Below are 13,833 nucleotides of genomic sequence, written 5' to 3' on the forward strand. Positions count from 1 at the left end.
TGGGACGAGCCAATAGACAAGAACAAACGCGGAACATATAAGAACAGAATAGAAACAACTGAGGTTCCCATGCTCACGTTCTTCAAGGATCTGCTCGCTTTCGCCACCATTGCCGGCTTCTCGGTCGCCTCGCTCACCTGGATGGATATCGCGACCCGACTCGTGTGACGGGTTGTGGATTGATGTCCCGTCGGCTGGCCGTATGGCCGGCCGGGGCTTAGGAAGATTTCATGTCTGGCCCCGGCTTCATCCACCTGCACGTTCATTCCGCCTACTCGCTGCTCGAGGGGGCGCTGCCGCTCGGGCGTTTGCTCGACCTCGCCAAGGCGGACAAGCAGCCGGCGCTCGGCATCGCCGACACGAACAACCTGTTCGGCGCGCTCGAGTTCTCCGACAAGGCGGCCGGTAAGGGCATCCAGCCCATCGTCGGCGTGGAACTGGCGGTCGATTTCTCGGCCATCGAGAACAGCCAGGACCGCATGCAGGAGCGCGGTCATTCGCGCGACCGCTTCGGCAAAGGCGGGCTGGTGCTGATCGCCGGCAGTTCCGATGGCTTCGCCAATCTATCGGCGCTCGTCAGCCGGTCCCATATCGAAGGCGAAAATGGCCGCGCCGCCGCTCGGCTCGAGTGGCTGACCCGCGAGGCGCTCGATGGCATTATCTGCCTCTCGGGCGGCCCGGAAGGGGCGATTGACCCCTGGTTCGGTAACAATCTCGATACGCTTGCCATCGCTCGCCTCGACCGGCTGCGCGAGGTGTTTGGCGACCGGCTCTACGTCGAGCTGCAGCGCCATGGCCGCCTGCAGGAGGCGGCGAATGAAGCCAAGCTGATCGACTATGCCTACGCGCATGGCGTGCCGCTGGTGGCGACGAACGAGCCGTTCTATCCCACGCCCGCCGACTTCGAGGCGCATGACGCGCTGCTGGCCATCGCCGGGGGCACCGTGCTGGCCCAGACCGAGCGGCGCAAGCTCAGCGACCAGCACTATTTCAAGACCCGCGCGGAGATGCAAAAACTCTTCGCCGACCTGCCGGAGGCGCTCGACAACACGGTCGAGATCGCGCAACGCGTCGGTTACCGGCCCAAGAAGCGCAACCCGGTGCTGCCGACCTTCGCCGCCTCGCCGGGTCAGAGCGCCGACGAAGCCTTTGCCGCCGAAGCCCGGGCGCTGGCCGAGATGGCGCGCACCGGGCTCGAGCGCCGTCTCGCCGAGGTCGGCCCCGGCCCGGGCAAGACCGTCGAGATCTATCGCGAGCGGCTGGAATACGAGCTCGGCATCATCGAGCGCATGAAGTACCCTGGCTACTTCCTGATCGTCGCCGATTTCATCCAGTGGGCCAAGGCGCAGGATATTCCGGTGGGGCCGGGCCGCGGCTCGGGCGCCGGTTCGCTGGTTGCGTATGCGACGACCATCACCGACCTCGATCCGCTGCGCTACAACCTGCTGTTCGAGCGCTTCCTCAATCCCGAACGTGTGTCGATGCCGGACTTCGACATCGATTTCTGCCAGGACCGCCGCGAAGAGGTGATCCGCTACGTCCAGCAGAAATACGGCGAGGCACAGGTCGCCCAGATCATCACCTTCGGAACGCTTCAGGCGCGCGCCGTGCTGCGCGACGTCGGTCGTGTCATGCAGATGCCATACGGGCAGGTCGACCGGATCGCCAAGCTCGTGCCCGCCAACCCTGCCGACCCGTGGACGCTGGAACGCTCGCTCAAGGAAGTGCCGCAGCTCAGGCAGATGGCGGATGAGGACGAACAGGTCGGCGAATTGCTCGCCGTCGGCCAGAAGCTCGAGGGGCTCTATCGCCACGCCTCGACCCACGCGGCCGGCATCGTCATCGGCGACCGGCCGCTGCAGGAGCTGGCGCCGCTCTATCGCGATCCGCGCTCCGACATGCCGGTCAGCCAGTACAACATGAAGTGGAGCGAAGCTGCCGGTCTCGTGAAGTTCGACTTCCTGGGCCTCAAGACGCTGACCACGATCAAGCGCGCCGTCGACATGATCAACCGCGGCCGCGCCGACAAATTCCGCATCGAGGACATCCCGCTCGACGACGCGGCGACCTACAGGCTCTATTCGATCGGCGATACGGCCGGCGTGTTCCAGGTGGAAGGCGCCGGCATGCGGCGCGCGCTTACCGACATGAAGCCCGACCGCTTCGAGGACATCATCGCCATCGTCGCGCTCTACCGCCCCGGCCCGATGGAGAACATTCCGATGTTCAACGCCCGCAAGCGCGGCGACGAGGACATCGAGTATCCGCACGAGGCGCTGGGCGAGGTGCTGAACGAGACCTACGGCGTCATCGTCTATCAGGAACAGGTGATGCAGATCGCGCAGATCCTCTCCGGCTACTCGCTCGGCGAAGCCGATATGCTGCGCCGCGCCATGGGCAAGAAGATCAAGGCCGAGATGGATGCGCAGCGGGCGCGCTTCCAGGAGGGCTGCATCCGCTATGGCCTGAAGCCGGGCCTCGCCGACACCATCTTCGACCTGCTCGCCAAGTTCGCCAACTACGGCTTCAACAAGTCGCATGCCGCGACCTACGCCCTCGTCTCCTACCAGACGGCCTATCTCAAGGCGCATTACCCGCACGAATTCTTCGCGGCGACCATGACGCTCGACATGGGCAATACCGACAAGCTCAACGAATTCCGTCAGGATGCGCGCAAGCACGACATCGAGATCGTCCCGCCCTGCGTGAACCGCTCGGATGCGGTGTTCAACACCCATGACGGCAAGGTGTTTTATGCCATCGGCGCCGTGAAGGGCGTGGGCCAGGCGGTAGCCGAGCACATCATGGAGCGGCGCGGCGACAGGCCGTTCCGCGACCTGGGTGACTTCGCCGCCCGGGTCGACGCCAAGATTATCAACCGCCGCACGCTCGAAGCCCTGATCAATGCGGGCGCCTTCGACCAGCTGGTGCCGCGCCGCGAGCAGGCCTTTGCCGCCATCGATGCCATCGTCGCCACCGCCCAGCGCACCAATGCCAATGCCGCCGACGGCATCATGGATATGTTCGCCTCGGCCGAGCCCGAGCCGATCCGGCTCAATCCGTCCGTAACGAATTGGCTACCGGCCGAGCGGCTGGCGCGCGAGCACGGCGCCATCGGCTTCCATCTCAGTGGACATCCGCTCGATCAGTATGCCGAGCTGTTCGATCGGCTGCGCGTGCAGCCCTATGCCGATTTCGAGCTGGCGGTGAAGGAAGCCGACGCGCGGGCGGGGCGCCTCGCGGGCACCATCGCGACCCGTAACGATCGGCGTACCAAAAAGGGCAACCCGATGGCAATCGTGTCGCTCTCCGATGCAAGCGGCGCTTACGAGGTGATCGCCTTCTCCGAACAGGTGAGCCAGTTCTCCGACGTGCTACAGCCCGGCAAGTCTGTGGTGCTGACCGTCGAAGCCGACGAACGCCCGGACGGCATCAGCCTGCGCCTGATCAACGCACAGCCTATCGACGGCCTCGCCGAAAAGGTCGGCAAGCGGCTGACCGTGTTCACCGACAGCGCCAAGTGCCTGCAGCCGATCAGCAGCCAGCTCCGCCCTGGCGGCGAGGGCCTCGTCAGCTTCATCGTGATCCGGGATGCGGGCGCGCGCGAGTACGAAGTCGAGCTCAAGGGCGGCTTCCGGCTCAGCCCGGAACTGGCCGGCTCGATCAAGGCGATGGAAGGCGTGGTGGACGTTCGGCTGAGCTGACGTTTCCCACCGACAAGAGGCGGGGGGCTAGCCGTCGTCCTCGATCTCGCCCACCCACCGGGTCACCCGGCGCAGGCCGGGGCCCATCCTGAGATGCTTCAGGGGCTACGGCACTCTCGCCGCTCACCGGCCCGTCATCCGGGCGGAAGCCGGGAGCCACTGCTCAGTTGGTAGCCCAAAGCTCACTCCTCACCGGTCCATCCCAGCAAGGTCGGCATGGTCAGCGCACAGGACGGCTTCGCGCACTGGGTCCCGGCGTTCGCCAGGATGACGATCGAGTGAGGCACGATAAAGCAGGGACTCAGCCGTACCCTTGCCTATGACGGCAAAACCCCCTATATGCGCGGCGCGTCCGGGAATCCGGGCGTAATTCACACGCGTGACGTGGCGCCGCGGCATGAGGCCGATGGCTCCAGCCGGTGGCGGGAAACCGCTGCAAACGTCCGCGGAGGCAATAACCGGTAAAGGAAGCCTTCCATGGCATTGCCCGATTTTTCCATGCGCCAGCTGCTCGAGGCAGGTGTTCACTTCGGCCACCAGAAGCACCGCTGGAACCCGAAGATGGAACGCCACATCTTCGGCGTCCGCAACGACATCCATATTCTCGACCTGAGCCAGACCGTGCCGGCCCTGCAGCGCGCGCTGCAGCTGATCTCGGACACCGTCGCCGATGGCGGTCGCGTGCTGCTCGTCGGCACCAAGCGCCAGGCGGCCCCGGTAGTGGCCGAAGCGGCTCGCCAGTCGGCCCAGTACTACGTCAATTCCCGTTGGCTCGGCGGCACGCTGACCAACTGGCAGACCATCTCGCACTCGATCAACCGCCTGCGCGAGCTCGATGCGCAGCTGACCGAAGGCGCGACCGGCCTCACCAAGAAGGAAGCCCTGCTGCTGTCGCGTGAGAAGGAGCGCCTGGAGCGCGACCTCGGCGGCATCAAGGACATGGGCAACCTGCCCAACCTGCTGTTCGTGATCGACACGAACAAGGAGCAGAACGCCATCAAGGAAGCCAAGCGTCTTGGCATTCCGGTGATCGCGATCGTCGACTCGAACTCCGATCCGGATCTGGTCGACTACGCCATCCCGGGCAATGACGACGCCGCCCGCGCGCTCGAGCTCTACTGCTCGCTGGTCGCCCGCGCTGCCATCGACGGCATTGGCCGTTCGGCTGCCGGCCGCGGCGCCGACCTCGGCGCGCAGGAAGAGGCTCCGGAAGAGCCGGCGCTCAGCGCCGAAGACGCCGACACCTCGGCGCCTGCGAACTAAGTCTGGGCTTTTCCGGACTTTCACATTCCGACCAATGGCGCGGCTCCGGCGTGGGGCCGCGGAAAGGTGATATCGAAATGGCTGTTACCGCTCAGCAGGTTAAAGAGCTCCGCGAGATGACTGGCGTGGGCATGATGGACTGCAAGAAGGCGCTCGAGGAGACCGGCGGCGACATGGAAGCCGCGGTCGACTGGCTGCGCACCCGCGGTCTCGCCAAGGCGGCGAAGAAAGCCGGCCGCGTGGCTGCCGAGGGCCTCGTGGGCGTCTCGATCGAAGGCACCAAGGGCGCCATCGTCGAGGTCAACTCCGAGACCGACTTCGTCGCGCGCAACGAGCAGTTCCAGGGCATCGTCGCCAACGTGGCCAAGCTCGCGCATGACGCCGACGGTGACGTGGGCAAGCTGTCCGAGATGCCGTACCCGGGCTCGGGCCGTTCGGTCTCGGCCGAGCTGACCGACGCGATCGCCAAGATCGGCGAGAACATGAACCTGCGCCGCACCGGCGTGCTCGAGGTCAAGGACGGCGTCATCGGCTCCTATGTCCACAACACGGTGAAGCCGGGCCTGGGTAAGCTGGGCGTGATCGTCGCGCTCGAGTCGACCGGCAACAAGGACGTGCTGGCTGGCCTGGGCAAGCAGATCGCCATGCACATCGCCAACACCAAGCCGCTGAGCGTGTCGCCCGACGACATCGATCAGGACGTGGTGGCGCGTGAGCGTGCCATCTTTGCCGAGCAGGCCAAGGAGTCCGGCAAGCCGGCCGAGATCGTCGAGAAGATGGTCGAAGGCCGCGTGCGTAAGTTCTACGAGGAAGTCACGCTGCTCTCGCAGGTGTTCGTGATCGACGGCGAGACCAAGGTCGGCGACGTGGTCAAGAACACCGAGAAGGACGCGGGCGCCCCGATCAAGGTCACCGGCTTCGTCGTCTACGCCCTGGGCGAAGGCATCGAGAAGGAAGAGACCGACTTCGCGGCCGAAGTTGCGGCGACCTCGGGTGTGCCGCAGGCACCGGCCAACGCCAACTGACACAACTCTTTTTCGGGCGGGCTCTTCCAAGCTCGCCCGAATATGTCATAACCGCCCGCAGCGCCCATGCGGGGGCGCCTCATGCACCCGAGGGAGACTGACCAATGGCCAAATCCGCCTACAAACGGATTCTGCTCAAAGTCTCTGGCGAGGTGCTTGCAGGCGACCAGTCCTTCGGCATCGAGCCCGAATTCCTGCACGCCATGGCCGACCAGATCGCCGAGGTCGCCAAGACCGGCGTCGAGGTGGCGATCGTCATCGGCGCCGGCAACATCTTTCGCGGCATGGCGGTGGCAGCCAAGGGCGGCGACCGGGTCACCTCCGACCTGATGGGCATGCTCGGCACGGTGATCAACTCGCTCGCGCTCGGCGATGCCCTCGAGCAGAAGGGCCTCAAGGTCAAGGTCTATTCCAACGTGCCGATGGAGACGGTGGCCGACACCTTCACCGCCCGCGACGCCAACCTCGCGCTCGCCGATGGGTATGTCGTCGTCTGCGCCGGCGGCACCGGCAGCCCGTTCTTCACCACCGATACGGCGGCGGCGCTCAAGGCGATCGAGCTCAGGTGCGACGTGCTGCTCAAGGGGACGAAGGTGGACGGCGTCTATTCGGCCGATCCCAAGAAGAACCCCGATGCGACGCGCTTTGAGACGATCACCCATGAGGAGGTGATCGCCAAGGACCTGCGCGTCATGGATACGGCGGCCTTCGCGCTTGCCCGCGACAACGGCTTGCCGATAATTGTTTACGCACTTGACGACAAGGCTGGCCTCAAGGGCGTCCTTGCCGGCCAAGCCAAGAGTACACGCGTCGGCTAAGGCGCGGAAAAATCTAAGGAGTATGTCCGATGGCTGAGACCTTCTCGCTGCCCGCACTCAAGGACCGCATGCAGAAGTCCATCGCCTCGCTGCGCGACGAACTGGCGGGCCTGCGCACCGGGCGCGCGAGCGCCAGCCTGCTGGAGCCGGTGACCGTGGAAGCCTATGGCGGGCGCATGCCGCTCAACCAGGTGGCGACCGTTACGGTGCCCGAGCCGCGGATGCTGAGCGTGCAGGTATGGGACCGCACGCTTGCCGGCGCCGTCGAAAAGGCCATCCGCAACTCCGGCCTCGGGCTCAACCCCGCTGCCGAAGGCCAGGTGATCCGCGTGCCGCTGCCAGAGCTCAACGAGGAACGTCGTCGGGAACTCACGAAGGTGGCGCACAATTATGCCGAGCAGGCTCGCGTGGCTGTGCGGCACATCCGCCGCGACGGCATGGACCTGCTCAAGAAGCTCGAGAAGGATGGCGATCTCAGCCAGGACGACAGCCGCAAGCAGTCCGATCTGGTGCAGCAGGCGACAGACCAGGCGGTGAGCGAGATCGATAAGGTCCTGGCCGTCAAGGAACAGGAAATTATGCAGGTCTAGTATAGGCCTGCAGTACCGGCCCCTGGAGGGCGCTTAATGTCCGTCGATACCGCCGTTGCCACGACGCCCAGCGCGAAGCCTGGCCTCAGGATTCCGGCGCATCTGGCGGTCATCATGGATGGCAATGGCCGTTGGGCCCAGGCCCGCGGCAAGCTGCGCACCGAGGGGCATGTCGAGGGCGTCAAAGCCCTGCGGCGGCTGGTCGAGCTGTCGATCCGCTACGGCATCAAGCACCTGACAGTCTTCAGCTTCTCGTCCGAGAACTGGCGTCGCCCGCTCGATGAGGTCAACTTCATCTTCGGTCTGCTGCACCGCTTCGTCGCCTCCGACCTCGCCTCGCTGATCCAGAACAACGTCCGCATTCGCATCATCGGCAGCCGGGCAGGGCTGGACGAAGCGCTCAAGCGCCTGATCGACGAGGTGCAGAGCAAGACCGCAAGGAATACCGGGCTCGAATTGATCGTCGCCTTCAACTACGGCGGCAAGAACGAGCTCACCGAGGCGACGCGCCATATCGCGGCCGAAGTCGCCGCCGGGCGGCTCAAGGCCGAAGACATCACTGAGGAAACGGTCGAGCGCGCGCTCTATACCTCGGGCATCCCCGATCCGGACATGATCATTCGCACCAGCGGCGAGCAGCGTGTCTCGAATTTCCTGCTCTGGCAGGGCGCCTATTCCGAGCTGGTGTTCGTCGACGAGCACTGGCCGGATTTCAACGAGCAGGTCTTCCTCAAGGCGCTCGACGAATATTCCTCGCGTAACCGGCGCTTCGGCGGGATCGAGTCGAGGAGCCCGTGAGCGCGCCGGACGATCCCCGTCCCAGTTTCAATCCGCTGGCCCGCCGCTCATGGACGGACCTGGGCCCCCGCATCGCGTCGGCGGCCGTCCTGCTCCTTGTCACAGTTATCGGCCTTTATTTCGGCAGCTACGTCTTTGCCGCCTTGGTCGGCGCCATCTTTGCCGGCTGCTATCGCGAATGGGAACGCATGGTAAGGCTGCAGGCGCTGACAGCCATCGGCGGCGCGCTCATCGCGCTGCTGGCGCTGTCGGCTCTGGTCTACCCGGCCTTCGGCCCGCTCGCATCTCTGGCCGTCATCGGTGTAGCAGTTCTCGTCGCGGCCCTGGGGAGTGCCGGCCCTCGCTGGTGGCGCATCGGAGGGGTGACCTTCTACGGCGTCGTCATCGTCGCCCTGCTGACGATCCGCGGCGACGCAACCTGGAACCTGCCCGGCGTCGTCGACACGGGACTTTGGGCCGGGCTCATGCTCGGCTGCGTGATCTGGCTCACGGACACCGCCGCCTATTTCACCGGCCGCCAGGTGGGCGGCGAAAAGCTCGCCCCCGATATCTCGCCGGGCAAGACCTGGTCGGGCGCCATTGGCGGCTTCACGGCCGGCACGCTGGTGGGCCTTGTGGTGTGGTTGCTTGTGGCGCCCCAGTCGCCATGGTGGATCGGCCTGGTTCTATCTGCGGCGCTGAGTATCGTCGGGCAGGTGGGAGACTTGGCCGAAAGCGGTATCAAGCGGCGCTTCCGGGTCAAGGATTCCGGCGACATCATTCCCGGACATGGCGGGCTGATGGACAGACTCGACAGCCTCACCTTCGGCGCACTGTTCGTCTATCTCGTCGGTCTGCTGCACGCCGGTCCCGACGCAATCGCGGCGGGCTTCCTGTATTGGTAGCAAATCGCAATCTCAACGCATTCGATTCCTAGGTTGGATCGAGGGCGAGGCAACGGACTGGCGACGACATGGACTTCTTTTTCTGGCTGCTCTCCTATGTGGTGCCATTTCTCGCCGTGCTCACGGTCATCGTGTTCGTGCACGAAATGGGGCACTACCTCGCGGCCCGTTGGAACGGCATCGCGGTCCAGGCCTTCTCCATCGGCTTCGGCCCGGAGTTGATCGGCTTCAACGACCGTCACGGCACGCGCTGGAAACTCTCGGCTATCCCGCTCGGCGGCTATGTGCGCTTCGTGGGCGACATGAACGCCGCCAGCGTGCCCGACGAAGAGTTCATCGAGCGGGCAGGGCCCGAACTGCGCGAGCAGCTCTTCGTCAACAAGAATGTCTGGCAGCGCATCTCTGTCGTTGTCGCCGGTCCCATTGCCAATATCATCCTGACCCTGCTGGTGCTCTATGCGCTGCTGCTCGGCTACGGTCGCTACACCCTGCCGCCGGTGGTGAGCTGGGTCGGCCCCTGGTCGTCGGCCATGGTTGCCGGCCTCGAGCAGGGCGACCGCATCGTGTCCGTAGACGGCTTCAAGGTGCGCGGCTTCGAGGACTTCCAGCGGCTGGTCTCGACCGCGCCCGAGCGCACGATCACCATCGTGCTGGAGCGCGACGGCGACACCCTGACCCTGCCGGCGACACCGGACGCGGCGATCTCCACCGACAGGTTCGGCAATAACCATCGCATCGGGCGACTCGGCGTCACCAGCAACGTGACGCAGGACGACGTCGTCCTCTACAAGCCGAACCCGATCGAAGCCATCGGCATGACGTTCGAGGAAGTGCGGTTCATCATCGATCGCACCGTGGCATTCCTGGGCGACTTCTTCGTCGGCCGCGGCGATGTCGACCAACTCGGCGGTCCGGTGAAGGTCGCCACGGTGTCACAGCAGGTGGCGACGCTCGGCATCGTGCCGCTGATCAACCTGATGGCGTTGCTGTCGCTCAATATCGGAATCTTCAACCTGCTGCCGATTCCCATGCTCGACGGCGGACACCTGGCCTATTATCTCGCCGAAGCGATCCGCGGAAAGCCGCTGCCGCAGCGCATTCAGGATCTCGGCTACCGGTTCGGGCTCGCGATCGTGTTCACGCTGATGGTCTTCACGGTCATCAACGACCTGTTCTGACGAATCCGGGCCCGCGACGGGAGCGCATCCAGGACGCCGCGTCATGATGTCGTCACGGTCCTGCCGCATTTGCCGGAGACCCGGAGCTTTCCGTTAACCCTTGGATAAGCTTGGTTTTCTAGGTGTTGCAGGAATGCACGAGGACCAATCTTTCGCTAACCTCGACGCCGCTCGCGGCTTGTCCGTGGTTAAAAATCCAGTAAAAGCTTTTGATGGAGTTGGCTGGGGAGAGCTGTGCATGGCGATTCCCGGCGTAGGTCGCACGAGGCAACAAGAATTATGATGAACCCCAAGAAGCTGATGCGCGGTGTCTATGTGGCGCTCGCCCTCGTGTTGGCGGCGCCGCTCAGCGGCCTCAGCGGAACCATTCTCGGGGTCGATGTGGCCCAGGCGCAGCAGGGACGGTTGGTTTCCTCCGTGCTGTTCGAGGGTAACTCCGGCATCACCGACGACACCCTGATGCGCATGATCACCACGGCCGAGGCCGGCACCTACACGCAGGCGACCCTCGCCGCTGATGCCGAGACCATCCGCCAGGCCTACGCGGCCAAGGGCTACATGAACGTGACGGTGACGCCGCGCATCGAGGCGGTGTCGGCTGACCGTGACCGCCTGACCTTTGTCGTCAACGAAGGCGAGCGCACGGGTATTGCTGCGATCAATTTCACCGGCAACAATTCGATCGGTACGGGTACCCTCAAGTCGGTAATCCGTACGCGCGAAACCGGCTTCCTGAGCTGGCTGTTCCGCGACGACTCGTACAGCCCGGAAATGCTGCAGGTCGATTCGCAGCTGATCGAGCTTTACTACATGAACCACGGCTTCCCCGACGCGCAGGTGACTTCGGCGGTCGGTGAGTTCGATCCGTCGCGCAACGCGTATTTCGTCAATTTCTCGATCGCCGAGGGTGAGCGCTATCGCTTCGGCGAGGTTGGGGTGGAGACGTCGATCGCGGGCCTGAATGCCAATGCGCTGACCGGCAACATCCGGACCGGCCGCGGCAGCACCTATTCGCTCGCCGACCTGGAGCGCTCGCAGCAGGACCTGGCCTTCGAGGCCACGGCACAGGGCTATGCCTTTGCCGATGTCCGCCCGCGCGTCGACCGCGACGTGGCGACCAGCACGTTCAACGTGACCTATCTCATCGATGAGGGCGCCCGCGTCTATGTCGAGCGCATCAACATCACCGGCAACGTCAAGACCCGCGATGCGATCATCCGTCGTGAGCTCGATTTCGGTGAAGGCGACCCCTTCAACCGCTCGATGGTGCAGCGCGGCAAGACCAATATCGAGAAGCTCGGCTTCTTCAAGGTCGTTAACTTCGACGTGCAGCCGGGCAGTGCCCCCGACAAGGTCGTGCTCAACATCAGTGTCGAGGAGCAGCCGACAGGCGAGTACGGCATCACGGCCGGGTACGACTCGACCTCCGGCATTCTCGGTGAGGTGTCGGTCACCGAGCGCAACTTCCTTGGCCGCGGCCAGTATGTACGTGCGTCCCTCACTGGGTCCGAGGACGGCAAGGGCTTCGACTTCTCGTTCACCGAACCGCGTTTTGCCGGCCTGCGGATTTCGACTGGCTTCGACGTCTATCATCGGGTCAAGGACGAGACTGACTCGAATATCTACGGCACGACGGCGACTGGCGGTCAGATTCGCATCGGCGCTCCGATCACCACCGATCTCAACGCGTCGCTATTCGTGGGTCTCGAGCAGAAGGTGGTCAACGATGACGACGATCCGCATTCGCTCATCATCGACGTGACTGAGGACGACACCTTCGAGAAGGCATGGGTCGGCTACTCGCTGAACTACAACACGCTGGACGACAGCCGGCGTCCGACTGAAGGCTTCATCGGCCAGTTCAGCCAGCAGTATATCGGTTGGGACTACAACCTGCTGAAGACCGAGGTGAAGGGCCGCTACTTCATGCCGCTGATGTCCGACTGGAACGTCATCGGTAGCGTCAAGGGTCAGGCGGGCTACATTGCCTCCCTCGATGACGATGGCGTGCATCCGCTCGAAGCTTTCCGCACCAGCAGCATCGTGCGCGGCTTCCGTTCGGGTGGCATCGGCGCGCGGTTGGACGACAACGACGAACAGCTTGGCTACACGTCGTACGTGGCCGCCTCTGCTGAAATCGAGTTTCCGATCCCGATGCTTCCGGAAACCTACGGCGTGCGTGGCGCGGTTTGGGCAGATGCCGCCCTGATCGATGGCAATGGCAGCACTGCTGACATTCCATCTATTGGGTACCCGATCGCGGACGGCAGCATCGACGACAACTTCAAGGCGTCGGTGGGTGCATCGATCATCTGGGACAGCCCGTTCGGTCCGCTGCGTGGTGACTTTGCCCACGTCCTCAACAAGGCGACGGACGACAAGACCCAGGTCTTCACGCTGACGCTGCAGCAGCTGCTGTAATCTCCGGGCCGGCCAAGAGGCCGGCCCTTGGTTTTCGAGGCCGCGGCGCGGTTGCCCCGCGGCCTCTTTGTTGTGTAATGACGGCTATGGTCGATACGCGCTTCCACTCTTCCTCCGGACCGATCTCGCTGGGTGTCGTGTTGTCGACGCTTGGGCGCGCAGTCGAGGGCGACAGTCGCGCAGGTGACCTCGTCATAACCGGCGCGGACGAGCTCGAGCTGGCCGGGCCGGGGCACCTGGCGCTGGCCGCCCATTCCGACTACCTGCCTGCGCTGCGCGAGAGCCGCGCCGGCGCGGTCATCGTGCACCCCAAGTTCAAGGACGACGTGCCGGCCACCGCGGTGGCCATTGTCGATGCGCGCGCACATGACCTGTTCGCCGACCTGCTCGAACGGCTCTATCCATTGGGAACGCGCGGCACGGCTAAGGCGCAATTCGAGGCGAGCGGCGCAGCGCCCTTCCTCGAAGAGGGCGTGCGGATCGGGCCGAATGTTGTGCTGGGTCCCAATGTCGAGATCGGCCGCAACACGGTCATTGGTCCGAACACGGTCATCGGGCGCGGCGTGACGATCGGCCGTAACAGCGTCATCGGCCCCAACGTCTCGATCGAGTGCTCATACCTGGGCAATAACGTGGTCATCCATGCCGGCGCCAGGATCGGCACCGAGGGCTTCGGCTGGCTAGGACACGCGACGACCAACCGCAAGATCCCGCAGCTTGGCCGCGTCATCATCCAGGATTCGGTGGAGATCGGCGCCAACACCACCGTGGACCGCGGCGCCCTTGGCGACACGGTCATTGGCGAAGGCACCAAGATCGACAATCTCGTGCAGATTGGCCACAATTGCCGCATCGGGCGCTATTGCCTGATCGCGGCGCATTGCGGTCTTTCGGGATCGACTGTACTTGAGGACTCGGTCTTGCTGGGCGGCGGGGCTTCGACTGCAGGGCATTTGACGATCGGCCGCGGCACGCTTGTGATGGGCTGGGGCGGCGTCACCAAGGATGTTGCGCCGGGTTCAAGGGTCGGAGGATTTCCGGCACAGGACGTGCGCAAGTGGTGGCAGGAAATCGCCTCGCTGCGGCGGCTTAGCAAAGGGGTCAAGATTGGACGTGAAGAGTGATGCGCCAGCGGAGTTGGCTCGCGAGCTG

Annotated in this window: 10 protein-coding genes; all 10 read left to right on the plus strand. The window is 64.4% G+C overall.

Annotated elements, in window-relative coordinates:
• Nucleotides 1-230: 230 nt before the first annotated feature.
• The 10 genes from dnaE (at nucleotide 231) to lpxD (ending at nucleotide 13,805) form a co-directional block, all read left to right on the plus strand.
• Entirely contained in the window at nucleotides 231-3,704 is a 3,474-nt protein-coding gene (dnaE, locus tag AC3A6I_RS08945) for a DNA polymerase III subunit alpha (protein ID WP_487543338.1), read from the plus strand.
• 477 nt (nucleotides 3,705-4,181) lie between these two features.
• On the plus strand, nucleotides 4,182-4,967 hold the full coding sequence (gene rpsB, locus AC3A6I_RS08950; RefSeq protein ID WP_487543339.1) for a 30S ribosomal protein S2: 786 nt from the start codon (nucleotides 4,182-4,184) through the stop codon (nucleotides 4,965-4,967).
• A 77-nt stretch (nucleotides 4,968-5,044) separates the two neighbouring features.
• Complete coding sequence (gene tsf, locus AC3A6I_RS08955; protein ID WP_487543340.1) at nucleotides 5,045-5,992, plus strand: translation elongation factor Ts; 948 nt, start codon at nucleotides 5,045-5,047, stop codon at nucleotides 5,990-5,992.
• Nucleotides 5,993-6,096: 104 nt separating this feature from the next.
• Nucleotides 6,097-6,810, plus strand: a complete 714-nt coding sequence (pyrH, locus tag AC3A6I_RS08960; RefSeq protein WP_487543341.1) for a UMP kinase — start codon at nucleotides 6,097-6,099, stop codon at nucleotides 6,808-6,810.
• Between the two features lie 29 nt (nucleotides 6,811-6,839).
• The gene (gene frr / locus AC3A6I_RS08965; protein ID WP_487543342.1) at nucleotides 6,840-7,400 is read left to right on the plus strand and encodes a ribosome recycling factor; all 561 of its coding nucleotides are present in this window, start codon (nucleotides 6,840-6,842) and stop codon (nucleotides 7,398-7,400) included.
• Nucleotides 7,401-7,436: 36 nt separating this feature from the next.
• Nucleotides 7,437-8,198 (plus strand): undecaprenyl pyrophosphate synthase, encoded by a 762-nt coding sequence (uppS, locus tag AC3A6I_RS08970; RefSeq protein WP_487543343.1) that lies wholly within the window; start codon nucleotides 7,437-7,439, stop codon nucleotides 8,196-8,198.
• On the plus strand, nucleotides 8,195-9,082 hold the full coding sequence (locus AC3A6I_RS08975) for a phosphatidate cytidylyltransferase (protein WP_487543344.1): 888 nt from the start codon (nucleotides 8,195-8,197) through the stop codon (nucleotides 9,080-9,082). The genes uppS and AC3A6I_RS08975 overlap by 4 nt, the downstream gene beginning before the upstream one ends.
• A gap of 68 nt (nucleotides 9,083-9,150) precedes the next feature.
• A complete protein-coding gene (gene rseP, locus AC3A6I_RS08980) occupies nucleotides 9,151-10,260 on the plus strand; it encodes an RIP metalloprotease RseP (protein WP_487543345.1) in 1,110 nt (369 codons plus the stop codon).
• 282 nt (nucleotides 10,261-10,542) lie between these two features.
• Nucleotides 10,543-12,681, plus strand: a complete 2,139-nt coding sequence (gene bamA / locus AC3A6I_RS08985) for an outer membrane protein assembly factor BamA (RefSeq protein ID WP_487543346.1) — start codon at nucleotides 10,543-10,545, stop codon at nucleotides 12,679-12,681.
• A 77-nt stretch (nucleotides 12,682-12,758) separates the two neighbouring features.
• Nucleotides 12,759-13,805, plus strand: coding sequence for a UDP-3-O-(3-hydroxymyristoyl)glucosamine N-acyltransferase (lpxD, locus tag AC3A6I_RS08990; protein WP_487543347.1), 1,047 nt, complete (start codon nucleotides 12,759-12,761; stop codon nucleotides 13,803-13,805).
• The last annotated feature ends 28 nt before the right edge of the window (nucleotides 13,806-13,833 follow it).

The organism is Devosia sp. Soil_C_22 (assembly GCF_057657195.1).